Raw genomic sequence first — 24617 nt, 5'->3', positions numbered from 1 at the left:
TGATCTTCTCTCGGCTCTCTGGTCGATTACTGGGAGATCTGCGTGATCTCGAACGGCTGCGGCTGCTGGGCTGCGTGCGGGTGCTCGGGGCCGGAGTAGACCTTGAGCTTCTTGATCAGCTGACGACCGAGACGGTTCTTGGGCAGCATGCCGCGGACCGAGGTCTCGATGGCCTTGCGGGCGTCCTTGTCCAACAGGTCGCCGTAGGCGATCTGCTTGAGGCCGCCCGGGTATCCGCTGTGGCGGTAGACCGGCTTGTCGGTGCGCTTGCTGCCCGAGAGGGAGACCTTGTCGGCGTTGACGATGACCACGAAGTCACCACCGTCGACGTGCGGCGCATAGGTGGCCTTGTGCTTGCCGCGCAACAGCGTCGCGGCCTGGACGGCAAGGCGTCCGAGGACGACGTCCTCGGCATCGATGACATGCCACTGACGAGTGATGTCAGCAGGCTTCGGGCTGTACGTGGGCACGGCGTGACCTTCTCGGGTGTCGAAAGCTGATGGCGATGAGCTGGGGTGCGGCCGGGGTGTTCCACCGGACCGCGACCGTCACCCTACGATCCGCAGGCGGACATCGGGCAACGGCGACTCTCAAGGGTAACGTTCCGGTCCCAGCCGGGTCAAAACGGGACCGGTGAACCCGGGGGTGGCTGTGCGGCTCGACACACCGACGTCTAGGTTGGGGGATTGAAGCGCCGCAGACACCGCGGAACGCAACTGCACGGCACAGGAGACCCATCGTGACCGACCAGACGCTGACCGTTCGAGACAACCGGACGGGCGAAGAGTATGACCTCGAGATCACCGACGGCACCGTCCGGGCCTCCGATCTCGGGCAGATCGGCAAGACCGAGGACGGAGCCGGCCTCGCCGTCTACGACCCAGGATTCACCAACACCGCCTCCACCCGCAGTGCCGTCACCTACATCGACGGCGACAAGGGCATCCTGGAGTACCGCGGCTACCCCATCGAGCAGCTCGCCGAGTCCTCCACCTACCTGGAGGTCGCCTACCTGCTCATCCACGGGGAGCTGCCCACCAAGGAGCAGCACGACCAGTGGGTGCACGAGATCACCTTCCACACCTTCGTGCACGAGAACCTCAAGAGCCTCATGCAGGGCTTCCGCTACGACGCGCACCCGATGGGGATGCTGCTGTCCGGCGTCGGCGCGCTCTCGACGTTCTACCCCGAGGCCCGCGCGATCACCGACGAGCAGGTCCGGCACGAGCAGATGGTCCGACTCATCGCCAAGATGCCCACGCTCGGCGCCTGGTCGTTCCGCCACGCCCAGGGCAAGCCGTACATCTACCCCGACAACGAGCTCACCTACAGCGAGAACTTCCTGTCGATGCTGTTCAAGATGAGCGAGCAGAAGTACGACCCGGATCCTCGGCTGTCCAAGGCGCTGGAGATCCTGTTCATCCTGCACGCCGACCACGAGCAGAACTGCTCCACCAACGCCGTACGCTCGGTGGGCTCCAGCCAGGTCGATCCCTACTCCGCGGTCAGCGCCGGCATCGCCGCGCTCTACGGCCCGTTGCACGGCGGCGCCAACGAAGCCGTGCTGCGCATGCTCAAGCGCATCGGCACCAAGGAGAACGTCCCCGGCTTCATCGAGGGCGTCAAGAACGGCGACGAGAAGCTCATGGGCTTCGGCCACCGCGTCTACAAGAACTACGACCCGCGCGCCAAGATCATCAAGAAGGCCGTCGACGACGTCTTCGAGGTCACCGGCGTCAACCCGCTGCTGGAGATCGCGCAGGAGCTGGAGAAGATCGCGCTGGAGGACGAGTACTTCGTCAGCCGCAAGCTCTACCCCAACGTCGACTTCTACTCCGGGCTCATCTACGAGGCCCTGCAGTTCCCGCCGGAGATGTTCACCGTGCTGTTCGCGATCCCCCGCACGGCCGGCTGGCTGGCGCAGTGGGTCGAGCTGGTGGACGACAAGGAGCAGAAGATCGCCCGGCCCAAGCAGATCTACACCGGTCAGCGTCAGCTCGACTTCGTGCCGGCATCCCAGCGCTGGGCCTGACTCCACGGCTCATGGGCACGCCTGAGGCCCTCTGTTCCCCGATTCCGAGGACAGGGGGTCTTTCAGCGCGCTAGGTTCTGGGCGGAAGGTTCGCCCTCGACGGGGAGGTCCGGGGCGGGCAGGGAGCTTCTGACCGGCCCTGCGGCACAGCAGACCCGGTGCGATGCGAGGGAGAGTCGTGATGACCAGCCGTCGATCTCGCGCTGCGCACCCGCGCGACGAGCGCGGCGCCTCCATGGTCGAGTTCGCACTCATCGCCCCCATCTTCATCGCGCTCGTGTTCGGGATCATCAGCTACGGCTGGATGCTGAGCTACCGGCAGAGCATCAGCCAGGCGGCCGCCGAGGGGGCACGGGTCGTGGCCGTCGCTCCCAGCACCACCGGCATGGCTGCCCAGGCCCGCAGCGCGGTCAACCGCTCGCTGCAGTCCTACGGGGTCACGTGCACCGACGGTGGCGCGCTGACACATGACGGTCGCACCGTCGGAACCTGCAGCGTGCCGAGCGCGGCCACCAGCTGTCCCTCCCCCAACCCTGCCGGGGCGAGCTGCGTGACGGTGTCCGTCGTCCACCAGTACCGGGACCATCCGCTCATCCCCTCCTTCCCGGGCCTGGGCATCACGCTGCCTGCGCAGCTGCGGTTCGCCTCCACGATGGAGGTCCAGTGATGCGCCGCCCCTCGGGCGAGGACGGTTCGATCATGCCGATGACCGCACTGCTGGTCGTCCTCATCCTCGGGTTCACCGCGTTCGCCGTCGACCTGGGGCTGAACCGAGTGGCTGCCCGGGACATGCAGGCCGTCGCCGACGCCGTGGCGCTGGACACTGCCCGGTCACCTGCCTTGGGCTCCTGCGAGCATTCGGAGCTGAGCAGCAAGGCCGCTGAGAGCCTGGGCCGCCAGAACCCCAGGATCGGCAGCGAGGCGCCGCTCGTGGTGACACCCGGCCGGGTCGACGCCGCTGGGACCTTCACCGCGGCGGGCTCGGCGTGCAACGCGGTACGCGTCACCGCGGCCACCGAGGTGGACTTCGCCTTCGCCCCCGTCATCGGCACCAGCTCCGGCACCGCGAGTCGCAGCGCGGTGGGGGCGGCCTCACAACCGTCCGTCTGCTTCTCCGCCGGGACCCGCACCCTCGTGCTCAATCCGGGAGGCAGTGCGCTGGGTCCGCTCCTCGAGCACATCCTGCGCGCCGAGCTCAGCGTGGTCGGCTACGACGGGCTGGTGGGCCTGAAGGAGCTGTCGGTCCCCCTTGCCGACCTGTCGGCGGCACTCGACGTCGGATCCCCGGACGAGCTGATCTCGCTGAGCGACCTGTCGCTTCAGGATCTGATGCTGGCCACCGCCACGGTCCTGCGGAACCAGGGCAGCCTCATGGAAGCGACCGTCCTGGAGAGCATCGGCGCCCAGCTGCCGTCGGTCACGGTGGACCTCGCGGACATCCTCGCGATCGACTCCACCGGCGACGGGGCTCTGGGCGCGACGATCAACGTCCTCGGCCTCCTCGGCACGGCGATCGTCGCGGCCAACGGCACCAACGCCGTGCGCATCGACGCGCTGGACGTAGCACTGCCGTTGGACCTGCTCAAGGCCAACGCCCGCATCGTGGTGGTCGAACCTCCACAGATCGCCTGCGGCAGGATCGGGGCCCAGGCCAGGACGGCTCAGGTCCGGGTCGACCTCCGGACGGGGATCAGCGTCCTGGGGCTCCTCCGGGCAGCAGACATCGACCTCGGCGTGGGCGTCGCCCGGGGCACGGCCACCCTCACCGGCACCACCTGCGGCGACCCGGCGACGGCAACGATCTCCGCTGACACCTCCACCGCGACGGTGAACCGCTCCGGCGGGTCGGGGTACGGCCGCCTCAACGTCGTCGGCCTCCTCGGATTGGGCAGCCTCGGCGTCGACGTGACCGCCGGGGTCGGCTCCAGCTCCTCCTCGCACACCTTCACGTACGCGTCTGGATCCGAGACGCTCCCGTCACACACGTTCGGGAGCCCACTGAACCTCGACGTCCGGGTGGCCAACACCGGAGGGCTCGGCGACGTGCTGACCCCGGTGACCTCACTCCTGACGACGGTCCTCAACCCGCTGCTCCAAGACCTGCTGACACCACTGCTGTCACTCCTGGGAGTCCGCGTCGGCACCATGGACGTGTCGATGCTGGGCCGGCCATCGTGTGACTCCGTCCGGCTGGCCGGCTGAGCCTTCCTGATCGGCGGCCGGACCGGCCTTCAGCTGCTGACCGCCCGCGCTCGGCACCAGCGGCAGAACTCCGCCCGATACCGTGGACCGGTGCGCATCCGTCTCGACCTGTCCTACGACGGAACCGGCTTCCACGGCTGGGCCACCCAGCCCGGTCTGCGGACCGTGCAGGGCGAGGTGGAGGCAGCGATCACCACCGTCCTGCGGCTGGAGCAGCCCGCACAGCTGACCTGCGCCGGACGCACCGACGCCGGGGTCCACGCGCGTGGCCAGGTCGCGCACCTCGACCTCCCAGCAATCGACGCCGACGTCGACCCCGCCGCACTGGAACGCCGCCTGCGGCGCATCCTGCCCGACGACATCGGCGTGCGTGGCTGCTCCGTGGCCCCTGACGGATTCGACGCGCGGTTCGCGGCGCTGGAGCGTCGCTACGTCTACCGCATCGACGACGGCCGATCCCCCGACCCGCTCGCACGCGGGCACGTCGTCGCGTGGCGCAAGCCGTTGGACGTGGCAGCCATGCAGGAAGCCGGCGACCTGCTGCTCGGCGAGCACGACTTCGCCGCCTTCTGCCGCCGCCGCGAGGGCGCCACCACCGTGCGCACGTTGTTGGAGCTCTCCACCCGCCGCGAGGGCTCGCTGGTGCTCACCACCGTCCGCGCGGACGCGTTCTGCCACTCCATGGTCCGGGCGCTCATGGGCGCCCTCACCGCCGTGGGCGAGCAACGGCACGAGCCGTCGTGGGCCGCCGACGTGCTCACCGCAGGCGTCCGCGACCCCCGCGTGCGCGTCATGCCGGCGCACGGCCTCACCCTCGAGGACGTCGTCTACCCGGACGACGCGGGCCTTGCCGCCCGCGTCACGGCTTCCCGACGCCGCCGCGACGAAGCCTGACCGGCCCGGCAGACGTCCACGGTGCGAGAGGATGAGCCGGTGAACGATCACTACTTCGACGCCTCCCCCAGCGGCCCTGACCAGCGTCGCGAGGTGACGGTCAGGGCATGGGGGCACGAAGCAGCGATGCTGACGTCCGCGGGCCTGTTCTCCGCCGACGGTCTGGACCACGCCACCGCGGTCCTGCTGGAGACGCTGCCGCCGCCGGCCGCCGGCCGGATCCTCGACCTCGGCTGCGGCTGGGGGCCCATCGCCTGCCTGCTGGCGCTCGCCTCGCCCTCCACGGAGGTCTGGGCGGTCGACGTCAACCATCGGGCACTCGAGCTCACCCGCGCCAACGCCGAGCGGATGAGCGCCACCGTCCGCACGGCTCTGCCCGACGACGTCCCCCCGGGGCTGACGTTCGATGCCATCTGGTCCAACCCGCCGATCCGCATCGGGAAGCAGGCGCTGCACGACCTCCTGCTGCGCTGGCTGCCTCGGTTGGACGAGACCGGTGCCGCGCACCTCGTGGTCGGCAGGAACCTTGGCGCAGACAGCCTGCAGCGCTGGCTCACCGGTCAGGGATGGCCGACCGAGCGGATCGCGAGCAGCAAAGGCTTCCGGGTGCTGACCGCCACCCGAAGCTGACCCGGCGACGGCACCCCTGCACCGCGAGAGGCCCGCCACCGCAGTGCGGTGGCGGGCCTCTCCGGTGACCTTGGTTCAGGCCTTGTCGGCGTCGTCGGCGGATTCGTCCTCCACCGGCGCGTCCTCGGGCCCATCGTCCTCGGTGTCAGCCTCGACCTCGTCGGACGCGGCCGGTTCGGCGTCGTCGGCCGGAGCGTCGGCGACGACGTCCGTCTCGACCTCGGCAGCATCGTCGGCGCGGTCATCCTCGACGGCCGGCGCCGCGGGAGCCTCGCCCTGGGCGGCGAACTCCTTGGTCTCGACGATCTCGATGACCGCCATCGGGGCGTTGTCGCCCTTGCGCGGACCGATCTTGGTGATCCGCGTGTACCCGCCCGGGCGGGTGGCCATCGCGGGGCCGATCTCGGTGAACAGGACGTGCAGGACGTCCTTGTCACGGATGGACTTCACGACCTGGCGGCGGTTGGCCACCGTGTCGTTCTTGGCCTTGGTGATGAGCTGCTCGGCATACGGGCGCAGACGGCGGGCCTTGGCCTCCGTCGTGGTGATGCGACCGTGCTCGAACAGCGCCGTCGCCAGGTTGGCCAGGATCAGGCGCTGGTGCGACGGGCTGCCGCCGAGGCGCGCTCCCTTGGTGGGCGTAGGCATGTTGACTCCAGTCTAGAAATCTCGGCTTCCAGGTCACCAGGACCGGGAAGGCTCAGTATTGTTCGTCCTCGGCGAAGCTCGCATCCTCGTCGTAGGCCTCGGCGGCCGCAGCGGGGTCGAAGCCGGCGGGGCTGTCCTTGAGGGCCAGCCCCATCTCGGCGAGCTTGGCCTTGACCTCATCGATCGACTTGGATCCGAAGTTGCGGATGTCGAGCAGGTCCTGCTCCGAGCGCGTGATGAGCTCACCCACGGTGTGGATGCCCTCGCGCTTGAGGCAGTTGTAGGAACGAACCGTGAAGTTGAGGTCCTCCACCGGCAGTGCCAGGTCGGCGGCCAGCTGCTCATCGACCGGCGACGGGCCGATGTCGATGCCCTCGGCCTCGACGTTGAGCTCGCGCGCCAGGCCGAAGAGCTCCACGAGGGTGGAGCCGGCCGAGGCGATCGCATCACGCGGGGCGAGGGAACGCTTGGTCTCGACGTCGATGATGAGCTTGTCGAAGTCAGTGCGCTGCTCGACTCGGGTGGCCTCGACCTTGTAGGTGACCTTCAGGACCGGGCTGTAGATCGAGTCGACCGGCATCCGCCCGATCTCCTCATCGCCCGTCTTGTTCTGCGTGGCCGAGACATATCCGCGGCCGCGCTCGACGACGAGCTCGATCTCCAGGGAACCCTTGTCGTTCAGGGTGGCGACGTGCAGGTCGGGGTTGTGCACCTCGACGCCGGCCGGCGACTCGATGTCTGCGGCCGTGGCCGCGCCCTCCCCGGACTTGCGCAGGTACATCACGAACGGCTCGTCGTGCTCGGAGGAGACGACGAGGTCCTTGAGGTTGAGGATGATCTCGGTGACGTCCTCGACGACACCGGGAATCGTGGAGAACTCGTGCAGGACGCCGTCGATGCGGATCGACGTCACGGCCGCGCCCGGGATGGACGACAGCAGCGTGCGACGCAGCGAGTTGCCGAGGGTGTAGCCGAAGCCCGGCTCGAGGGGCTCGATGACGAACCGCGAACGGTAGTCGTCGACGACTTCCTCGGACAGGACGGGGCGCTGGGTGATGAGCATGTTCTTCTTTCCTTTCCGGACCCTCCGCTATTTGAGGGCCGGGTCTGGGCGGAGCTGAGCGTGCCGGACGGTTTGCTCAGATCTTGGAGTAGAACTCCACGATCAGCTGCTCCTGGATGGGGACGACGATCTGCTCGCGCACCGGGGGCTGGTGCACGAGGATGCGACCACGATCGGGCGAGACGTCGATCCAGCCCGGCACGGTGTCGGCATCGTGCGTCTCACGGGCGACGATGAACGGCGTGGTCTCCAGGCTCTTGGGCTTGACGTCGATGATGTCGTGCTTGCTGACCTGGAAGGACGGGATGTTCGTCTTGACGCCGTTGACCAGGAAGTGACCGTGGGTCACGAGCTGGCGGGCGTGGCGACGCGTGCGGGCGAGGCCGGCACGGTAGACGACATTGTCCAGACGCGTCTCGAGCAGCTGGAGCAGGTTGTCACCGGTCTTGCCCGGCTTGCGGTGGGCAGTCTCGTAGTACTTGCGGAACTGCTTCTCCAGCACGCCGTAGGTGTAGCGCGCCTTCTGCTTCTCGTGCAGCTGCGTGCGGTACTCCGACTCCTTGACGCGGGCGCGTCCGTGCATGCCGGGCGGGTAGGGGCGGCGCTCGAAGGCGGTGTCGCCACCGACGAGGTCGACGCCGAAGCGACGCGACTTCTTGGTGATGGGTCCGGTGTAACGGGCCATGGTTCTACAACTCCTGGGCGATGGAAGCGACCGTCAGAGACGACGGTGCTTGGGCGGGCGGCAGCCGTTGTGCGGGCTGGGGGTCACGTCGGAGATGGTGCCGACCTCCAGGCCGACTCCGCTCAGCGACCGGATCGCCGTCTCACGGCCCGACCCCGGGCCCTTCACGAAGACGTCGACCTTCTTCATCCCGTGCTCCATCGCCTGTCGGCCGGCCGCCTCAGCGGCCATGCCCGCGGCGAACGGCGTGGACTTGCGCGAGCCCTTGAACCCGACGGTGCCGCCGGAGGCCCAGGCGATGACGGCCCCGGTGGGGTCCGTGATCGTCACGTGCGTGTTGTTGAACGTGCTCTTGATGTGGGCCTCGCCCTGAGCGATGTTCTTCTTGACCTTGCGGCGCGTCTTCTTGGCGCCAGTACGGGGAGCCATCAGATCACTTCTTCTTTCCGGCGACGGTGCGCTTGGGGCCCTTGCGGGTGCGCGCGTTGGTCTTGGTGCGCTGGCCGCGGACCGGCAGGTGTGCACGGTGGCGACGGCCCTGGTAGCTGCCGATCTCCATCTTGCGACGGATGTCGGCGGTGACCTCACGGCGCAGGTCGCCCTCGACCTGGTAGTTGGTCTCGAGGTGGTCGCGCAGGGCGACCAGCTGGTCGTCGGTCAGCTCGTGGACCCTCAGGTCCGGGCTGACTCCGGTGGCGGCGAGGGTCTGGCGCGCACGAGTGCGGCCGACGCCGAAGATGTAGGTGAGAGCGATCTCCACGCGCTTCTCGCGCGGGAGGTCCACTCCAACGAGGCGTGCCATGGTGGCATTTCCTTCCGTTCGGCAGAGGTGTTGTCATCCGTGGCGTCCCGGGTGCCTCCCACATCGACCTTCGAGGACACGGTGGACCTCGTGGATTCGTTGCGGTACCGGGTCCCGGCCTCTGCGCCGGGAGTGGCATCGACCCCGAGGGGACGATGAGCCGTCAGATGTTCAGTATGTTGCTGTGAAGAAGCCTGCTCAGCCCTGGCGCTGCTTGTGCCGAGGGTTCTCGCAGATCACCATGACGCGTCCGTGGCGACGGATCACCTTGCACTTGTCACAGATCTTCTTCACGCTCGGGTTGACCTTCATTTAAGAAGCTCTCTCTTCAGCTCGATGCGTGGGTGTTCACTTGTAGCGGTAGACGATGCGTCCACGGCTGAGGTCGTACGGCGAGAGCTCCACCACCACGCGATCCTCCGGGAGGATGCGGATGTAGTGCTGACGCATCTTGCCGCTGATGTGCGCGAGAACCTTGTGACCATTGGCCAGCTCCACGCGGAACATCGCGTTGGGCAGTGCCTCGACAACGGCACCTTCCATCTCGATGACGCCTTCTTTTTTCGCCATGAACCTCAGCTTCTCGTATCGAATCGACTCCTCGGCCCGACCGCGAGCCGCCTCCCGCACCTGGACAGGGTCCGTGGGCAGGAGAAAACGCGCCTGAATAGGCCGACAGGGGAGTCTACGCCGCCGGTGCCCCGCTATTCAAATCGGCCAGCTCCGCCACCGCGAGGCGCGCCGCACGCTCGATCCGTGCGGTGCCGTCCTCGAGGCTGCGATGGCCGCTGGAGACGACCGCCACCTGGTAGGTGCGACCCTCGGCCTGCACCTCGCCCATGCTCGAGACGTACCAGCGGTCGGACCGCTCGTCGGGGATGTAACCCGCCTTGAGCGGGGTGCGGCCCGGCCGGTCGGCGGCGGCACTCACGCCGATGCGCTGATCGTCCGCGACGCGCGTCATGAGTCGGCGAAGCAGGCGCTCGCTGCGCCCATCGAGCAGTGAGTCCTCACCCAGGACGGCCCGCACCATGCGCAACCGGTCCTCGGCGCTGGTCGGGGTCCGCCCCCACTCGCGGCCCTCCAGCCGGGTGACGGCTCCCGCGTCCGACAAGAACTCGTTGACCGACTCGGTGCCGACGTCCTCGAGCATCTCATCGGTGGCCGGGTTGTCGCTGACCGCGATCATGGCCCGGGCCAGGGCCCGGTCGTGCCGGTCCGGGCGGCCCGCCTCCTGACGCAGGAGCGTGGCGACGATGTCGACCTTCATCAGACTGGCCGCCTCGACGACGGTGTCACCGACCACGATCTCCGTCCCGCTCTCGACGTCCCGGACGGCGACCGACACCTCACCGCCGAGCTCCTCCAGCGCCGTGGCCAGACGTGCCGCACGGGCGGCCAGCTCTGCCTGGGCGTCCGGCGGTACCACGGCGAGCCCTTCGGCGCGCACCATGGAGAGCACCGCGCCGGCATCGAGCTGGCCATGCCCCACGGCCGGCAGCCGGGCTGCCTGGCCGAACGGCGCGTCCGCTCGCTGGTCCGTCGAGACTCCCGTCGCGCCGGCGACAAGACTCGCCGAGACCAGCAGCGCTGAGATTCCGACTCGGATGCCCACCTGTCCACGATAGGAGCCGAGCGGTCACACTGCTGGACGGGGCGATGCAGGCCCTCGCGAACCGCAACAGGCACCGTCCATGATGGGGGCATGAGTCCAACAGATGCGCACCCCTCGGGGACCCAGCCTCGGCCGGGCATTCACTGGACACCCGCTGCGGAGGGAGCCCTGGGGGCCATCGGCCTGCTCTCCCTGGTCTCCGCGGCCCGGCGGGTGCCGTACCTGACCAGCGGCTACGACGAGTGGTGGAGGAACGTGATCTACCTCGGCTCCGACCTGGTCCTGGTCCTCGCCGGCGCCGTAGCCATCCTCTCCCTCCTCACCCGCGGCGCGACCCGGGTCGTCGCGGGAGTCGTGGCACTCGCCGGAGCCGGGATGCAACTGGTGAGCCTGGCGGTGGAGAACATCCACTGGTTCGCGCGTTTCGCGGACAACATTCCCGGCCAGGTCCTCGCCTCCCAGCTGATCGGGCTGGTCGCCGGGATCGGTGTGGCCGCGGTCACCGCCGGGCTGGGGCTCCTGCTCGTGCTGCGACACCGAGACTGACTGGTCACTGCGTCGGGCGGCTCAGGACACCGGGGCGATCGATCAGCCGCGAGAGCACGATGGCGGTGTCGGTGTGGTCCACATGAGGCACCTCCTCGCGCACCTGCTCCAGAGCTCGCTCGAGATGGCGCACGTCATGGGCGACGATGCGCAGCATCGCATCGGCCTGCCCGGAGACGGTCGCCGCCGAGTGCACCTCCGGCACCCTGGCAAAGGCCTCCCTCAGTCGCTCCGGTGAGACGGTGCCTCGGCAGTGCACCTCGACATAGGCCTCCACCGACCAGCCCATCGGGTCAGGATCGATGACGGCGGTGAAGCCCCGGATCACCCCGGCGGCGACCAGTCGGTCGATCCGGCGCTTCACGGCGGGTGCCGAGAGCCCAACCCGACCGCCCAGGGCGGCATAGCCGGCGCGTCCGTCCTCGAGCAGCAGGTCCACGATCGAGCGATCGACATCATCCATCAGGCCATGATGCAACAAATCGCCGTTCACCGCTGATCCACGTTGAGAATCGCCGCTCATTCTCGCAGTTTCGGATGCTTCATCTGACTCCACGGCCCTCTACGATTGGTTCATTGCATCGACTGCCCGAGGGAGCCCTGAGTGACCGTTCTCGACACCCGCGCACACGTCGCCGCCCGTCCGCAGGAGCCCGGGCCGGCCCGTCACCCACGCACGCGCACCTACGGCATGTGCCCGCCGGAGCACTTCGACGTCACGTACGCGATCAATCCGTGGATGCGCCCCGGCGTCGACGTCGACCTCGACCGGGCGATGACCCAGTGGCAGGTCTTGCGCGAGACCTACCGCAGCCTCGGCCACCGTGTGGAGGAGCTGCCGGCGCAGCCCGGACAGCCGGACATGGTCTTTGCCGCCAACGGCGCCCTGGTCGTGCGCGATCGCGCCTACGGAGCCCGGTTCCGCCACCCGGAGCGACACGCCGAGGCCGCGGCCCACGCGACGTGGCTGGAAACGCTGGGTCTGGACGTCGTGGAGCCGCAGCACGTCAACGAGGGCGAGGGAGACTTCCTGACGCTCGGCTCGATGATTCTCGGCGGCACCGGGTTCCGGACCACCCTGGACGCGCACGTCGAGGCGGCACAGCTGCTCGATCGCCCGGTCGTCTCCCTCGAGCTCGTGGATCCCCGCTTCTACCACCTCGACGTCGCGCTGGGCGTCCTCGATGACGGCAACGGCGAGGCCCCCGCAGACATCGCCTACCTTCCCCAGGCCTTCAGCCGGCACAGTCAGCGCACGCTCGCCGAGCTCTTCCCCGATGCTCTTCGCTGCACCATGGACGATGCGTTGGCCTTCGGGCTGAATCTCGTCAGCGACGGGCAGCGGGTCGTCCTGCCGACCGCTGCGCGGGACCTGACGGCCGCGCTGGAGGGTCGCGGCTACACCCCGGTCCCCGTGGATCTCTCCGAGCTCCTCAAGGGCGGCGGGAGCATCAAGTGCTGCACCATGGAGATGCACGCCTGATCCACCGGCCAGAGCCTGCTCGACCTCTACGCCGCACCCCGGCGATCACTGGGCGGTCAGGCCCCCGGGAGCGGTGAGGATCCAGGGGCCATCCTCGGTCCACGTCACCGAGTGCTCACAGTGGGCGGCCCACGACGCGTCGGCGCTCACCACCGTCCAGCCGTCCTCCAGCGTCCTGTTGTCCGCGGACCCCATCGTCACCATGGGTTCGATCGCCAGCACGAGACCTGGCACGATGCGAGGACCCTTGCCGGCACGGCCCACGTTCGGGACGTCGGGCGCCTGGTGCATGGCAGTGCCGATGCCGTGCCCCGTGAAGCCGTCGGTGAGCTCGTAGCGGCCGGCCGCACGGACGCTCTGCTCGATCGCCGCACTGATGTCACCCACGCGTCCACCCAGGCTGCCGGCCGCGATGCCTGCAGCCAGCGCCTGCTCGGTCACCTCGACCAGCCGGGCGGCGTCCGGGGCCACCTGACCGACGCCGATCGTGGTGGCGGCATCACCGTGCCAGCCCTCGACGACGGCACCGCAGTCGACCGACAGCAGATCACCCTCACGCAGCACCCGGGACCCCGGGATGCCGTGCACGACCTCCTCGTTCACCGACGTGCAGATGACGCCGGGAAAACCCGGCGCCTGGCCGCCGGCGCCGTACCCGAGGAAGTTCGAGGTCGCGCCATGAGCGGCGATCGTGTCGCGCGCCAAGGCGTCCAGCTCGCCGGTGGTGACCCCCGGCGCGACGGCTTCGCGCACAGCCTGCAGCGTCGCCGCCACGACCGCTCCGGCGCGGCGCATGAGCGCCAGCTGCTCAGCGGTCTTCAGCTCGATCCTGCGACGGAACATCGACCGCGACGTCCTCGGTCAGGCCAAGGAGGCGAGCGCCTCGTCGATGCGCTCGGCGACGTCGTCGATCTCACCGAGACCGTCGACCTCACGGACGAGCCCGCGCTGGGAGTAGACCTCCAGCAGCGGCGCGGTCTCCACGCGGTAGACCTCCTGGCGGTGCCGGACGACGTCCTCGGTGTCGTCGGAGCGCCCGCTCGTCTCGGCCCGCTTCAGCAGCCGGGCCACGACCTCGTCGGTGTCGACGACGAGCGAGACCACACCGTCGAGCTTGACGCCGAGCTCATCGAGGATGCCGTCCAGGGTCTCGACCTGGTCGAGCGTGCGGGGGTAGCCGTCCAGGACGAAGGCCTCCCGGGTCGTCCCCTGGGCGAGCCGGTCCCGGACCATCGCGTTGGTGACCTCGTCGGGGACGTACTCGCCGGCATCCATGTACCGCTGGGCCGTCCTGCCCAGCTCGGTCTGCTGGGAGACGTTCTCGCGGAAGATGTCGCCGGTGGAGATGTGCACTCCACCGATGCGCTCGGCCAGCGTGCTGGCCTGCGTCCCCTTGCCTGCACCGGGCGGTCCCATGATCAGAAGTCGACTCACTTCAGGAATCCTTCGTAGTTGCGCTGCTGCAGCTGGCTCTCGATCTGCTGCACGGTGTTCAGGCCGACGCCGACGATGATGAGGATCGAGGTGCCGCCGAACGGGAAGTTCTGGCTCGCGCCGAGCAGCGCCACGGCCACCATCGGGATGAGCGCCACGATGCCGAGGTAGGTGGCGCCCGGGGCGGTGATGCGGCTGAGGACGTAGGCGAGGTAGTCCTGGGTGGGTCGGCCCGCTCGGATGCCCGGGATGAAGCCGCCGTACTTCTTCATGTTGTCCGCGACCTCCTCGGGGTTGAAGGTGATCGAGACGTAGAAGTAGGTGAAGAACACGGTCAGCGCGAAGTACGTGATCATGTAGTACGGGTGGTCGCCGCGCACGAAGTGGTCGTTGATCCACGTCGAGTACTGGCTGCCCGGCTGGAACTGTGCGTACAGCGCCGGCAGGTACAGCAGGCTCGAGGAGAAGATGACCGGGATGATGCCGGCCTGGTTGACCTTGAGCGGGATGTAGGTGGACGAGCCGCCGAACATGCGCCGCCCCACCATGCGCTTGGCGTACTGCACCGGGATGCGTCGCTGCGCCTGTTCCATGAAGATGACGGCCGCGACGATGACCAGGCCGACGGCGATCACCACGCTGAAGGTCGTGACGCCGTTGGTCTGCCGGACCTGCCACAGCGCACCCGGGAAGGTGGCGACGACCTGCGTGAAGATCAGGATCGACATGCCGTTGCCGACGCCGCGGTCGGTGATGAGCTCGCCCATCCACATGATGACCGCCGTGCCGGCAACCATCGTCAGGACGATGAGCAGGAAGGACGGGATGCTGTCCATGTTGTACAGCAGGTCCAGGTTGCAGGCGCCGCCGAAGAGGTTGCCCGAACGCGCCAGCGCCACGATGCCGGTGGCCTGCAGGATCGCCAGGCCGAGCGTCAGGTAGCGGGTGTACTGCGTGATCTTGGCCTGGCCGGCCTGACCCTCCTTCTTGAGGGCCTCCAGCCGCGGGATCACCACGACGAGCAGCTGCAGGATGATGCTCGCGGTGATGTAGGGCATGATGCCCAGCGCGAAGACGGTGAGCTGCAGCAGCGCACCGCCGGAGAAGAGGTTGATCAGTGCGAACAGGCTGCTGTTGTCGCCCTCGGAGGCAGCCTGCACGCAGGTCTGGACGTTCGGCACGTTGATGCCCGGCGCCGGGAGCGTCGAACCGAGGCGGAAGAGCACCAGGATGCCCAGCACGAACAGCAGCTTGCGCCTGAGGTCAGGCGTCTTGAAGGCGTTCACGAAGGCGCTGAGCACCGGATGTCCTCCTCGTTCGTGGGGCCGGGCGAAGCCCCCGCGACTCTAACAGTCAGTCTCCCCGCCACCGCCATGTGGCAGCTGCGGGATGATCCGGCACGGCCGGATGAGACGAAACGACGAGGCCCTCGGTGTCCGAGGACCTCGTCGCTGCATCGTCAGTGCGACATCACAGCTCGGTGACGCTGCCGCCGGCCGACTCGATCTTGGTTCGGGCCGAGCCGGAGAACTTGTGCGCGGTGACCTGCACCGCCACGTCCAGCTCACCCTCGCCGAGCACCTTCACGAGCTGGCCCTTGCGGACCGCCCCGGCCTCGACGAGTGCGTCGACGTCGACCGCGCCGCCCTGTGGGAACAGGGCACCGAGTCGCTCGATGTTGACCACCTGGTACTCCTCGCGGAAGGGATTCTTGAAGCCCTTCAGCTTGGGAAGACGCATGTGGATCGGGATCTGACCACCCTCGAAGCCGTGCGGCACCTGGTAGCGGGCCTTGGTGCCCTTGGTGCCGCGGCCGGCCGTCTTGCCCTTGGACGCCTCGCCACGACCCACACGGGTCTTGGCGGTCTTGGCACCCGGGGCCGGGCGCAGGTGATGGAGCTTCAGAGCCATCTCACTCAACCTCCTCGACGTCCACGAGATGCGGGATGGTCTCGACCATGCCGCGGATCTCTGGACGATCATCCTTGACGACGACGTCGCCGATGCGCTTGAGACCCAGCGAGCGCAACGTGCCTCGCTGGCTCTGGCCGCGACCGATCGCCGAACGAACCTGGGTGACCTGCAGCCGCGCCATCAGGAACCAACCCCAGCGGCCTTCTCGGCCTGCTCGGCCTTGGCCTCCTCGACGCCCGCGGCCTCGGCCTTGAGCAGCGCCGCCGGAGCGACGTCCTCGACCGACAGGCCTCGACGCGACGCGACGTCCTGCGGCGACTCCAGCCCACGCAGGGCCTCGACCGTCGCGTGGACGATGTTGATCGCGTTGGACGAGCCGAGCGACTTGCTCAGGACGTCGTGCACGCCCGCGGCCTCCAGCACCGCACGCACCGGGCCACCGGCGATGACACCGGTACCGGGCGATGCGGGACGCAGGAAGACGACGCCAGCCGCCTTCTCGCCCGTGACCGGGTGCGGGATGGTGCCCTGGATGCGCGGGACGCGGAAGAAGCTCTTCTTCGCCTCCTCGACACCCTTGGAGATCGCCGTGGGGACCTCCTTGGCCTTGCCGTAGCCGACGCCGACCTGACCGTCGCCGTCACCGACGATCACCAGGGCGGTGAAGCTGAAGCGCCGACCACCCTTGACGACCTTGGCGACACGGTTGATCGTGACGACCTTCTCGATGTAGTTGCTCTTGTCGCCGCCGCGGTCCCCGCGGCCACCACGACGGTCGCCGCCTCCGCGACGCTGCTGGGCGCTCATGCGATCACGTCCTCAAAAAATCCACCGTAGGAACGCGGTCGCACGAGGTGCTGTCGGTTCGCTCGCTGGCGCTCGCTCACTGCGGCACTCCCGTTCTCGTTGACGTATGTGTTGATCATCAGAACTCCAGTCCACCCTCGCGGGCACCGTCGGCGAGTGCCGCGATGCGTCCGGCGTAGCGGTTGCCGGCGCGGTCGAAGACGACCGACTCGATGCCGGCGGCCTTCGCGCGGTCCGCCACCAGCTCACCGACCTTGCGCGCCTTGGCAGTCTTGTCGCCGTCGGTGGCACGCAGGTCGGCCTCGAGCGTCGAGGCGGAGACCAGCGTGTGACCTTCCAGGTCGTTGACGACCTGGGCGACGATGTGCTTGCTGGAGCGGGTCACGACCAGACGCGGACGCTCGGCCGATCCGTGCAGCTTCTTGCGGCCACGGATCTGGCGACGGGCGCGCGACGTGGCGCGACTCGAACGACCCTTGACCTGCTTGATCGAGATGGCCATCACTTACCAGCCTTTCCAGCCTTGCGCAGGATGCGCTCGCCGGCGTAGCGCACGCCCTTGCCCTTGTAGGGCTCGGGCTTGCGGATCTTGCGGATGTTCGCGGCGACCTCACCGACCACCTGCTTGTCGATGCCCTGCACCGTCAGCTTCGTCGGGGACTCCACCGTGAAGGTGATGCCCTCCGGCGCCTCGAACGGCACCGGGTGGCTGTAGCCGAGGTTCAGCTCGATCGCCTGCGGGCCCTTGGCCAGGACGCGGTACCCGACGCCCACGATCTCCAGCTTCTTCTCGTAGCCGTCAGTGACACCGACGACCATGTTGTTGATGAGCGTGCGGCTCAGGCCGTGCAAGGCCTTGCTCTCACGCTCGTCGTCGGGACGCTGCACGTCCAGAGCGCCGTCCTCACCGCGCGTGACGGTGATGGGCTCGGCCACGGTGTGCGACAGCTCGCCCTTGGGGCCCTTGACGTGCACGTACTGGCCCTCGATGGTCACCTCGACGCCGGAAGGAACGGCGACGGGCAGCTTGCCGATGCGCGACATGACTCGTCTCCTTTGCGTCTCACCAGACGTAGGCGAGAACTTCTCCGCCTACGTTCTGGGTCGTGGCCTGACGGTCCGTGAGGAGACCGTGGCTCGTCGAGATGATGGCGACGCCGAGCCCACCGAGCACCTTGGGCAGGTTGGTGGACTTGGCGTAGACCCGCAGACCGGGCTTGCTGATGCGGCGGATGCCGGCGATCGAGCGCTCGCGCTGCGGACCGTACTTGAGGGTGACGTGCAGGGTCTTGCCGACCTCTCCCTCACCGGGCTCGGTGACGGAGAAGTCGGTGATGAAACCCTCCTGCTTCAGCAGGGCGACAACGCCCTCCTTGAGCTTGCTGTAGGGCGCCACGATCTCGTCGTGGTAGGCCTGGTTGCCGTTGCGGATCCGCGTGAGCAGATCCGCGATCGGGTCGGTCATCGTCATGGTGTGTTTCCGTTTCTCGCTGCGGTTTCCGTCTCGTCCTCGTGAACCCTGAAAGGGGGGCGAGTGGGAGGGGACCTACTGCGTCAGGGGGTGAGTTGCCAGCTGCTCCAGGTGACGCTCCGTCACCAGGAGGACTTCGTCACGCTCTACTACCAGGAGGACTTCGTCACTCCGGGCAGCTCGCCGCGGTGTGCCATCTCGCGCAGGCAGATGCGGCACAGGCCGAACTTGCGGTAGACGGACTTGGGTCGGCCGCAACGCTGGCAGCGCGTGTAGCCACGCACCGCGAACTTGGGCTTGCGGGCCGCCTTGTTCCTCAGACCGGTCTTCGCCATGTCAGTTCTCCTTGAAGGGGAAGCCGAGCTGCTTCAGCAGTGCCCGACCCTCGTCGTCGTTCGTGGCCGTGGTGACGACCGTGATGTCCATGCCCCGCGACCGATCGATCTTGTCCTGGTCGATCTCGTGGAACATGACCTGCTCGGTCAGCCCGAACGTGTAGTTGCCCCGGCCGTCGAACTGCTTGGGGCTCAGGCCCCGGAAGTCGCGGATGCGCGGGAGCGCGAGCGTCAGGAGGCGGTCGAGGAACTCCCACATGCGATCGCCACGCAGCGTGGCGTGGACGCCGATCGGCATCCCTTCACGCAGCTTGAACTGCGCGATCGACTTGCGGGCCTTGGTGACCTGCGGCTTCTGGCCGGTGATGGCCGTGAGGTCGCGCAGGGCTCCCTCGATGAGCTTGCCGTCACGAGCAGCCTCGCCGACGCCCATGTTGACCACGATCTTGGTCAGGCCCGGGACCTGCATGACGTTGCCGTGGGCGAACTGCTCCTGCAGCGCGGGAAGGATCTCCTCGCGGTACCGTGCCTTCAGGCGAGGCGTGGTGGCGGCTGTGGTCTCGACCATGCTCAGATCTCCTTCCCGGTCTTGCTGGCGATGCGCACGCTGCGGTGCGCGGGGTAGCTGGACCCGTCACTGCGGGTCTTGGTGACCTCGTCGCGACGAAAGCCGACGCGCGTGGTGGTCTTGTCGCCGTCGGCATCCACCACGAGCATCACGTTGGAGACGTGCACAGCAGCCTCGCTGGTGATGATGCCGCCGGTGTTGGCGCCGCCATCGGTGCCGGTGCGGGTGTGCCGCTTGACGCGGTTGACACCCTCGACGATGACCCGGTCACGGTCCGCGAGGACCTGGATGACCGAGCCCACGACACCCTTGTCGGCGCCGGCGATGACCTTGACCTGGTCACCCTTCTTGATGGCGAGGGTCTTGTTGTTGTTGCTCATGTCAGAGCACCTCCGGAGCGAGCGAGATGATGCGCATGAACTTCTTGTCACGCAGCTCGCGGCCGACCGGGCCGAAGATGCGGGTTCCGCGCGGGTCGCCGTCAGTCTTGAGGATGACGGCGGCGTTCTCGTCGAACTTGATGTATGAGCCATCGGGACGGCGGCGCTCCTTGGCGGTGCGCACGATGACGGCCTTGATGACGTCACCCTTCTTGACGTTGCCGCCGGGGATGGCGTCCTTGACGGTGGCGACGATGGTGTCGCCGATGCCGGCGTAGCGCCGACCGGATCCGCCGAGAACACGGATGCACAGGATCTCCTTGGCACCAGTGTTGTCGGCGACCTTGAGTCGCGACTCCTGCTGGATCATCTGTCTCTCACTTCGCCTTCTCGAGGATCTCCACGAGACGCCACCGCTTCGTGGCCGACAGCGGTCGCGTCTCGTTGATGAGGACGCGGTCGCCGACGCCGGCTGCGTTCTGCTCGTCGTGGACCTTGAGCTTGGTGTTGCGTCGCAGCACCTTGCCGTACAGCCCGTGCGTGATGCGGTCCTCGACGGACACGACCACGGTCTTGTCCATCTTGTCGCTCACCACCAGGCCCGTACGGACCTTGCGTGTCGTACGCTCCACAGTCTCTTCCTTGTCATTCATGCGTCCACCTCGATGATCCCGAGCTCGCGCTCGCGCAGAACCGTGTAGACCCGAGCGATCTCGCGCCGGACGGTCTTGAGACGGGCCGTGTTGTCGAGCTGTCCGGTGGCGTTCTGGAAACGCAGGTTGAACAGCTCTTCCTTGGTCTCACGCAGCTTGTCCGCCAGTGCGTCGGCGTCCAGCTCGCGCAGGTCAGCAGCGGTCGTCTTCGACATCACATGCCTCCCTCGGTCTCGCGGCTGATGAAACGGGCCTTCATCGGCAGCTTGTGGATGGCGCGCCGCATCGCCTCACGGGCGACCTCCTCGGAGACACCCGACAGCTCGAACATGATGCGTCCGGGCTTGACGTTGGCGACCCACCACTCGGGCGAGCCCTTGCCGGAGCCCATGCGGGTCTCAGCGGGCTTCTTGGTCAGTGGACGGTCGGGGTAGATGTTGATCCACACCTTTCCGCCACGCTTGATGTGTCGGGTCATCGCAATACGAGCAGACTCGATCTGACGGTTGGTCACGTAGTGACCCTCGACCGCCTGGATGCCGTACTCACCGAAGGTGAGCTCGGTTCCACCCTTGGCCATGCCGCGGCGCTTGGGGTGGTGCTGCTTGCGGTACTTGACCCTGCGGGGCATCAGCATCAGCTCTGCCCTCCTTCCGCGGCTGGCTGCGCCAGGTTGTTCTGAGCAGCGTCGTCCTGCGCGGCCTCGGCCGGAGCCGTCGGCGCGTCGCCCTGGGGCGCCGCTGCTGGCTGCTCGGCGCGGCCCTGCTGGCCACCGTCGCGACCAGCACCCTCGCGGGCGGGACGGCGTCCACGCTGCGGGCGGGAGCGCCCCGGAGCGGCGGCGCGCTTGGCGGCCTCGGCCTCACGCTCGGCGCGAGTACCGGCGACCTCACCCTTGTAGATCCAGACCTTCACGCCGATGCGGCCGAAGGTCGTGCGGGCCTCGTAGAAGCCGTAGTCCACGTCCGCGCGCAGCGTGTGCAGGGGCACGCGGCCCTCACGGTAGAACTCCGAGCGGCTCATCTCGGCACCACCGAGACGGCCGGAGCACTGGATCCGGATGCCCTTGGCACCCGAACGCATCGTGGTCTGCATCGCCTTGCGCATGGCCCGGCGGAACTGCACACGACCGCTGAGCTGCTCCGCGACGCCCTGGGCCACGAGCTGGGCATCCATCTCGGGGGCCTTGACCTCCAGGATGTTCAGCTGGACCTGCTTGCCGGTGAGCTTCTCCAGGCTGCCGCGGATGCGGTCGGCCTCGGCGCCACGGCGACCGATGACGATGCCGGGACGCGCGGTGTGGATGTCGACGCGAACGCGATCACGCGTGCGCTCGATCTCGACCTTGCTGATACCGGCACGGTCCATGCCGTGGGTCAGCAGCTTGCGGATCTTGACGTCCTCACCGACGTAGTTGCTGTACAGCTTGTCGGCGTACCAGCGGCTCTTGTGGTCGGTCGAGACGCCGAGTCGGAAGCCATGCGGGTTGATCTTCTGACCCATGCTCAGTTCCCGCCCTTCTTCTGGATGGTGTCGGCCGGCTGGACGACGACGGTCAGGTGGCTGCTGCGCTTGAGGATGCGGTTGGCCGCGCCCTTGGCGCGAGGGCGCCAGCGCTTCATCGTCGGCCCCTCCTCGACCAGCACGGTCGAGATCACGAGGTCGGAGGCGTCCAGGTCCTCGGTGGTCTCGGCGTTGGCGACTGCGGAGGAGACCAGCTTGTGGAAGTCCTGCGCGACGGCCTGCGGCGCGAACTGCAGGAGCGCGAGGGCCTCGTCGACCTCCAGGCCGCGGATCAGGTCGGCGACACGACGCGACTTCAGCGGCGTGACACGGACGAAGCGGGCCACGGCGAAGGCGCCGGGGGCATCGCCCAGCAGGCGCTCTCGCCGTGCGCTGATGTTGTTACGGGTAGCTGCGGTCATGACGACACCGCCTCGAAGGTCGTGAGAGTAGTCGATGCCGTCATGACGACATCCTGATTGTTCGCTCGCTGACGCTCGCTCATCGCCTCTTGGCCTTTCGGTCGTCCTTCTCGTGACCGCGGAACGTACGGGTCGGGGCAAACTCTCCGAGCTTGTGTCCCACCATCGAGTCGGTGATGAACACCGGGACGTGCTTGCGGCCGTCGTGCACGGCGATCGTGTGTCCGATGAAGGACGGCAGGATCATCGAGCGACGCGACCAGGTCTTGATCACGTTGTGGGTCCCGGCTTCGTTCTGGGCGTCCACCTTCTTGGTGAGGTGGCCGTCGACGAAGGGACCCTTCTTCAGACTGCGTGGCATGGGCAGGTCCTCTCTCAGCGGCCGGACTTGCGGCGGCGGACGATCATCTGGTCACTGGCCTTGCGCTTGCGCGTACGGCCCTCGGGCTTGCCCCACGGGCTGACCGGGTGGCGACCACCGGAGGTCTTGCCCTCGCCACCACCGTGCGGGTGGTCGACCGGGTTCATGACGACACCGCGCACGGTCGGGCGCTTGCCCTTCCAGCGGTTGCGGCCCGCCTTGCCCCAGTTGATGTTGGACTGCTCGGCGTTGCCGACCTCGCCCAGCGTGGCGCGGCAGCGGACGTCGACGTAGCGCATCTCGCCCGAGGGCAGGCGCACCTGGGCGCGGCTGCCCTCCTTGGCGACGAGCTGCACGCGCGAGCCTGCCGAGCGGCCCATCTTGGCGCCACCGCCGGGGCGCAGCTCCACGGCGTGGATCATCGAGCCCACGGGGATGTTGCGCAGCGGCAGGTTGTTTCCGGTCTTGATGTCGGCACCCACGCCGGCCTCGACCCGCTGGCCCTGACGGATGCCGTCGGGAGCGATGATGTAGCGCTTCTCCCCGTCGGCGTAGTGCAGCAGGGCGATCCGGGCGGTGCGGTTGGGGTCGTACTCGATGTGAGCGACCGTGGCCGGCACGCCGTCCTTGTCGTAGCGCTTGAAGTCGATGACGCGGTAGGCGCGCTTGTGACCGCCGCCCTGGTGACGCGTCGTGATCCGACCCTGGTTGTTGCGACCGCCCTTCTTGGGCAGCGGCTCCAGCAGGGACTTCTCCGGCGTGGTGCGGGTGACCTCGGCGAAGTCGGCGACGGATGAACCGCGACGACCCGGCGTGGTCGGCTTGTGCTTGCGAATTGCCATGGTCTGCTCTACCTCAGCTCGGGCTCGAGAAGATGTCGATGCTCTGGCCGGCGGCCACGCTGACGATCGCGCGCTTGGTGTCCTTGCGCTTGCCGAGGCCGGTGCGCGTACGGCGCACCTTGCCCTTGCGGTTGATCGTGTTCACCGCGGTCACCTTGACGCCGAAGACGCTCTCGACGGCGATCTTGATCTCCGTCTTGTTGGCGTCCGGGCGCACCAGGAACGTGTACTTGTTGTCGTCGAGCAGGTTGTAGCTCTTCTCGCTGACGACGGGGGCGATCAGCACATCACGTGCGTCCTTGTGCAGCGTGCTCATGCGTCCTCTCCTGCCTTGGTGAAGCCGGCCGCCTGGGCGGTCTCCTCGGTGTCGAACCAGACCTCGGCCTCGGCCTGCTCGTAGGCCGGGCTGTCGGGCGTGTGGAACGTCATCGAGTCGACGTTGCCCTTGACCTCGTGACCCTTGGGAGCGTTGCCGCTCTTGAGGGGCGCCTTGGACCCGGGACCGTACGGCTGGGTCTTGGTCGCGCCTGTGACCTCGGTGGCCGCGGGCTCGGCAGCGGGCGCAGCCTCGGCGGCCGGCGCCGTCTCGGCAGCTGCCTTCTTGGCCGGTGCCTTCTTGGCCGGTGCCTTCTTGGCCGGTGCTGCGTCTGCCTCGAGGACTGCCTTGCTCAGCGTGACCGTCTCGGTCCCCTCGGCCGAACGGGCGGCCACGAAGGCGTCGAAGGCGGACTTGGTGAACACGACGTCGTCGCTGCGCACCACGTCGTAGGTGTTGAGCTGGTCGTCGGTGATCAGCTCGACGTCCTTGACGTTGCGCAGGCTCTTGGCGGTGATCGCGTCCTCACGCTCGACGACGACGAGCACGCGCGGCGCCTTGCGCCGCCCACGACCCGGCACCCCCGCCGCGCTGCCGATGAGCTCGGAGACGGCGGCGACGGCAGCCTTGGTGGAGGGCGCGTCGCCGGTGACGAGGGACTCCACGACGTGCAGTCGACCGCTGCGGGCCCGGTCCGAGAGGGCACCGCGCAGGGCGGCGGCCTTCATCTTCTTGGGTGTGCGCTGCTCGTAGCTGCGCGGCGTCGGGCCGTGCACGATGCCACCGCCGGCGTACTGCGGCGCGCGGATCGAGCCCTGGCGAGCGCGACCGGTGCCCTTCTGGCGGTACGGCTTCTTGCCGCCACCACGGACCTCACCACGCGACTTGACGTCGTGGGTGCCCTGACGGGCAGCGGCGAGCTGGGCCGTGACGACCTGGTGGATGAGCGGGACGTTGGTCTGCACGCCGAAGAGGTCGACGGGCAGGTCCGCATCGATACGAGTGACCATG

At 68.1% G+C, this 24617-nt stretch carries 39 protein-coding genes; 7 read left to right on the top strand and 32 right to left on the bottom strand.

What is annotated here, in order from left to right; translation table 11 throughout:
• Window positions 1–26: 26 nt before the first annotated feature.
• Window positions 27–470, bottom strand: coding sequence for a 50S ribosomal protein L13 (gene rplM, locus ACEVFP_RS04470; RefSeq protein WP_375002282.1), 444 nt, complete (start codon window positions 468–470; stop codon window positions 27–29).
• Window positions 471–739: 269 nt separating this feature from the next.
• Between rplM and ACEVFP_RS04465 the strand changes: the two genes are divergently transcribed.
• From ACEVFP_RS04465 to ACEVFP_RS04445, 5 genes are all read left to right on the top strand, one after another.
• Window positions 740–2032 carry a citrate synthase gene (locus tag ACEVFP_RS04465; RefSeq protein ID WP_375002280.1) on the top strand — a complete coding sequence of 431 codons (1293 nt, stop codon included), beginning with the start codon at window positions 740–742 and terminating at the stop codon, window positions 2030–2032.
• Window positions 2033–2213: 181 nt separating this feature from the next.
• A complete protein-coding gene (locus ACEVFP_RS04460; RefSeq protein WP_375002278.1) occupies window positions 2214–2699 on the top strand; it encodes a TadE/TadG family type IV pilus assembly protein in 486 nt (161 codons plus the stop codon).
• The gene (locus ACEVFP_RS04455; protein ID WP_375002276.1) at window positions 2699–4234 is read left to right on the top strand and encodes a pilus assembly protein TadG-related protein; all 1536 of its coding nucleotides are present in this window, start codon (window positions 2699–2701) and stop codon (window positions 4232–4234) included. Before ACEVFP_RS04460 ends, ACEVFP_RS04455 begins: the two co-directional genes overlap by 1 nt.
• A 90-nt stretch (window positions 4235–4324) precedes the next feature.
• Window positions 4325–5128 (top strand): tRNA pseudouridine(38-40) synthase TruA, encoded by an 804-nt coding sequence (gene truA / locus ACEVFP_RS04450; RefSeq protein WP_375002273.1) that lies wholly within the window; start codon window positions 4325–4327, stop codon window positions 5126–5128.
• 39 nt (window positions 5129–5167) lie between these two features.
• Window positions 5168–5758, top strand: a complete 591-nt coding sequence (locus ACEVFP_RS04445) for a class I SAM-dependent methyltransferase (protein ID WP_375002271.1) — start codon at window positions 5168–5170, stop codon at window positions 5756–5758.
• A gap of 75 nt (window positions 5759–5833) precedes the next feature.
• Here ACEVFP_RS04445 and rplQ read toward each other — a convergent pair whose 3' ends face one another.
• The 8 genes from rplQ to ACEVFP_RS04405 all read right to left on the bottom strand — a co-directional run bounded on the left by rplQ (window position 5834) and on the right by ACEVFP_RS04405 (window position 10571).
• Window positions 5834–6406: a 50S ribosomal protein L17 gene (rplQ, locus tag ACEVFP_RS04440; protein ID WP_375002269.1), complete on the bottom strand. Its 573-nt coding sequence runs from the start codon at window positions 6404–6406 to the stop codon at window positions 5834–5836.
• A 52-nt stretch (window positions 6407–6458) separates the two neighbouring features.
• Window positions 6459–7469, bottom strand: a complete 1011-nt coding sequence (locus tag ACEVFP_RS04435; protein ID WP_375002267.1) for a DNA-directed RNA polymerase subunit alpha — start codon at window positions 7467–7469, stop codon at window positions 6459–6461.
• A 76-nt stretch (window positions 7470–7545) separates the two neighbouring features.
• Window positions 7546–8154: a 30S ribosomal protein S4 gene (gene rpsD / locus ACEVFP_RS04430; RefSeq protein ID WP_375002265.1), complete on the bottom strand. Its 609-nt coding sequence runs from the start codon at window positions 8152–8154 to the stop codon at window positions 7546–7548.
• A 33-nt stretch (window positions 8155–8187) separates the two neighbouring features.
• On the bottom strand, window positions 8188–8583 hold the full coding sequence (rpsK, locus tag ACEVFP_RS04425; protein ID WP_375002263.1) for a 30S ribosomal protein S11: 396 nt from the start codon (window positions 8581–8583) through the stop codon (window positions 8188–8190).
• A gap of 4 nt (window positions 8584–8587) precedes the next feature.
• Window positions 8588–8956 carry a 30S ribosomal protein S13 gene (rpsM, locus tag ACEVFP_RS04420; protein WP_375002260.1) on the bottom strand — a complete coding sequence of 123 codons (369 nt, stop codon included), beginning with the start codon at window positions 8954–8956 and terminating at the stop codon, window positions 8588–8590.
• A gap of 198 nt (window positions 8957–9154) precedes the next feature.
• Window positions 9155–9268, bottom strand: a complete 114-nt coding sequence (rpmJ, locus tag ACEVFP_RS04415) for a 50S ribosomal protein L36 (protein WP_008361054.1) — start codon at window positions 9266–9268, stop codon at window positions 9155–9157.
• A gap of 36 nt (window positions 9269–9304) precedes the next feature.
• The gene (infA, locus tag ACEVFP_RS04410) at window positions 9305–9526 is read right to left on the bottom strand and encodes a translation initiation factor IF-1 (RefSeq protein WP_007078610.1); all 222 of its coding nucleotides are present in this window, start codon (window positions 9524–9526) and stop codon (window positions 9305–9307) included.
• 115 nt (window positions 9527–9641) lie between these two features.
• Window positions 9642–10571 carry a serine hydrolase gene (locus tag ACEVFP_RS04405; RefSeq protein ID WP_375002253.1) on the bottom strand — a complete coding sequence of 310 codons (930 nt, stop codon included), beginning with the start codon at window positions 10569–10571 and terminating at the stop codon, window positions 9642–9644.
• A 90-nt stretch (window positions 10572–10661) separates the two neighbouring features.
• On the opposite strand from ACEVFP_RS04405, the gene ACEVFP_RS04400 reads away from it, so the two are divergent.
• Window positions 10662–11117, top strand: coding sequence for a hypothetical protein (locus tag ACEVFP_RS04400; protein ID WP_375002251.1), 456 nt, complete (start codon window positions 10662–10664; stop codon window positions 11115–11117).
• A 4-nt stretch (window positions 11118–11121) separates the two neighbouring features.
• Here ACEVFP_RS04400 and ACEVFP_RS04395 read toward each other — a convergent pair whose 3' ends face one another.
• Window positions 11122–11673: an Lrp/AsnC family transcriptional regulator gene (locus ACEVFP_RS04395; RefSeq protein ID WP_375002249.1), complete on the bottom strand. Its 552-nt coding sequence runs from the start codon at window positions 11671–11673 to the stop codon at window positions 11122–11124.
• Window positions 11674–11721: 48 nt separating this feature from the next.
• Between ACEVFP_RS04395 and ddaH the strand changes: the two genes are divergently transcribed.
• Window positions 11722–12600: a dimethylargininase gene (gene ddaH, locus ACEVFP_RS04390; protein ID WP_375002248.1), complete on the top strand. Its 879-nt coding sequence runs from the start codon at window positions 11722–11724 to the stop codon at window positions 12598–12600.
• A 45-nt stretch (window positions 12601–12645) separates the two neighbouring features.
• Here ddaH and map read toward each other — a convergent pair whose 3' ends face one another.
• From map to rplD, 22 genes are all read right to left on the bottom strand, one after another.
• On the bottom strand, window positions 12646–13443 hold the full coding sequence (gene map / locus ACEVFP_RS04385; protein WP_375002247.1) for a type I methionyl aminopeptidase: 798 nt from the start codon (window positions 13441–13443) through the stop codon (window positions 12646–12648).
• A gap of 18 nt (window positions 13444–13461) precedes the next feature.
• Window positions 13462–14034, bottom strand: a complete 573-nt coding sequence (locus ACEVFP_RS04380; protein WP_375002246.1) for an adenylate kinase — start codon at window positions 14032–14034, stop codon at window positions 13462–13464.
• A complete protein-coding gene (gene secY, locus ACEVFP_RS04375) occupies window positions 14031–15335 on the bottom strand; it encodes a preprotein translocase subunit SecY (RefSeq protein ID WP_375002245.1) in 1305 nt (434 codons plus the stop codon). Before secY ends, ACEVFP_RS04380 begins: the two co-directional genes overlap by 4 nt.
• 169 nt (window positions 15336–15504) lie before the next feature.
• Window positions 15505–15945 (bottom strand): 50S ribosomal protein L15, encoded by a 441-nt coding sequence (rplO, locus tag ACEVFP_RS04370; protein WP_375002244.1) that lies wholly within the window; start codon window positions 15943–15945, stop codon window positions 15505–15507.
• Window position 15946: 1 nt separating this feature from the next.
• Entirely contained in the window at window positions 15947–16129 is a 183-nt protein-coding gene (rpmD, locus tag ACEVFP_RS04365; protein WP_375002243.1) for a 50S ribosomal protein L30, read from the bottom strand.
• A complete protein-coding gene (rpsE, locus tag ACEVFP_RS04360; protein WP_375002241.1) occupies window positions 16129–16755 on the bottom strand; it encodes a 30S ribosomal protein S5 in 627 nt (208 codons plus the stop codon). Before rpsE ends, rpmD begins: the two co-directional genes overlap by 1 nt.
• 118 nt (window positions 16756–16873) lie before the next feature.
• Window positions 16874–17257 (bottom strand): 50S ribosomal protein L18, encoded by a 384-nt coding sequence (gene rplR / locus ACEVFP_RS04355; RefSeq protein WP_375002240.1) that lies wholly within the window; start codon window positions 17255–17257, stop codon window positions 16874–16876.
• A complete protein-coding gene (gene rplF / locus ACEVFP_RS04350) occupies window positions 17257–17799 on the bottom strand; it encodes a 50S ribosomal protein L6 (RefSeq protein ID WP_375002238.1) in 543 nt (180 codons plus the stop codon). The genes rplR and rplF overlap by 1 nt, the downstream gene beginning before the upstream one ends.
• A gap of 19 nt (window positions 17800–17818) precedes the next feature.
• A complete protein-coding gene (rpsH, locus tag ACEVFP_RS04345; RefSeq protein WP_375002237.1) occupies window positions 17819–18226 on the bottom strand; it encodes a 30S ribosomal protein S8 in 408 nt (135 codons plus the stop codon).
• Window positions 18227–18375: 149 nt separating this feature from the next.
• Complete coding sequence (locus ACEVFP_RS04340; protein ID WP_375002235.1) at window positions 18376–18561, bottom strand: type Z 30S ribosomal protein S14; 186 nt, start codon at window positions 18559–18561, stop codon at window positions 18376–18378.
• A 1-nt stretch (window position 18562) separates the two neighbouring features.
• The gene (gene rplE / locus ACEVFP_RS04335) at window positions 18563–19129 is read right to left on the bottom strand and encodes a 50S ribosomal protein L5 (RefSeq protein WP_375002234.1); all 567 of its coding nucleotides are present in this window, start codon (window positions 19127–19129) and stop codon (window positions 18563–18565) included.
• A 2-nt stretch (window positions 19130–19131) separates the two neighbouring features.
• Window positions 19132–19509, bottom strand: a complete 378-nt coding sequence (gene rplX, locus ACEVFP_RS04330) for a 50S ribosomal protein L24 (protein ID WP_375002232.1) — start codon at window positions 19507–19509, stop codon at window positions 19132–19134.
• Window position 19510: 1 nt separating this feature from the next.
• Window positions 19511–19879, bottom strand: a complete 369-nt coding sequence (rplN, locus tag ACEVFP_RS04325) for a 50S ribosomal protein L14 (RefSeq protein WP_375002230.1) — start codon at window positions 19877–19879, stop codon at window positions 19511–19513.
• 7 nt (window positions 19880–19886) lie between these two features.
• Window positions 19887–20162: a 30S ribosomal protein S17 gene (gene rpsQ, locus ACEVFP_RS04320; RefSeq protein ID WP_375002227.1), complete on the bottom strand. Its 276-nt coding sequence runs from the start codon at window positions 20160–20162 to the stop codon at window positions 19887–19889.
• Entirely contained in the window at window positions 20159–20377 is a 219-nt protein-coding gene (gene rpmC, locus ACEVFP_RS04315) for a 50S ribosomal protein L29 (RefSeq protein ID WP_375002226.1), read from the bottom strand. Before rpmC ends, rpsQ begins: the two co-directional genes overlap by 4 nt.
• Window positions 20377–20799 (bottom strand): 50S ribosomal protein L16, encoded by a 423-nt coding sequence (rplP, locus tag ACEVFP_RS04310; protein WP_375002224.1) that lies wholly within the window; start codon window positions 20797–20799, stop codon window positions 20377–20379. The genes rpmC and rplP overlap by 1 nt, the downstream gene beginning before the upstream one ends.
• Window positions 20799–21665 carry a 30S ribosomal protein S3 gene (gene rpsC / locus ACEVFP_RS04305; protein WP_375002223.1) on the bottom strand — a complete coding sequence of 289 codons (867 nt, stop codon included), beginning with the start codon at window positions 21663–21665 and terminating at the stop codon, window positions 20799–20801. The genes rplP and rpsC overlap by 1 nt, the downstream gene beginning before the upstream one ends.
• 2 nt (window positions 21666–21667) lie before the next feature.
• A complete protein-coding gene (gene rplV / locus ACEVFP_RS04300) occupies window positions 21668–22087 on the bottom strand; it encodes a 50S ribosomal protein L22 (protein ID WP_375002221.1) in 420 nt (139 codons plus the stop codon).
• 79 nt (window positions 22088–22166) lie between these two features.
• Entirely contained in the window at window positions 22167–22448 is a 282-nt protein-coding gene (gene rpsS, locus ACEVFP_RS04295; RefSeq protein WP_375002219.1) for a 30S ribosomal protein S19, read from the bottom strand.
• Window positions 22449–22462: 14 nt separating this feature from the next.
• Window positions 22463–23290 carry a 50S ribosomal protein L2 gene (gene rplB, locus ACEVFP_RS04290; RefSeq protein ID WP_375002218.1) on the bottom strand — a complete coding sequence of 276 codons (828 nt, stop codon included), beginning with the start codon at window positions 23288–23290 and terminating at the stop codon, window positions 22463–22465.
• 13 nt (window positions 23291–23303) lie between these two features.
• Window positions 23304–23606 carry a 50S ribosomal protein L23 gene (gene rplW / locus ACEVFP_RS04285; RefSeq protein ID WP_375002216.1) on the bottom strand — a complete coding sequence of 101 codons (303 nt, stop codon included), beginning with the start codon at window positions 23604–23606 and terminating at the stop codon, window positions 23304–23306.
• On the bottom strand, window positions 23603–24616 hold the full coding sequence (gene rplD / locus ACEVFP_RS04280) for a 50S ribosomal protein L4 (RefSeq protein WP_375002215.1): 1014 nt from the start codon (window positions 24614–24616) through the stop codon (window positions 23603–23605). The genes rplW and rplD overlap by 4 nt, the downstream gene beginning before the upstream one ends.
• Window position 24617 lies beyond the last annotated feature (1 nt).

The sequence above is a fragment of the Aeromicrobium sp. CTD01-1L150 genome (assembly GCF_041951745.1).
Classification (GTDB): domain Bacteria; phylum Actinomycetota; class Actinomycetes; order Propionibacteriales; family Nocardioidaceae; genus Aeromicrobium.
This window is presented reverse-complemented; position numbering and strand designations above follow the sequence as displayed.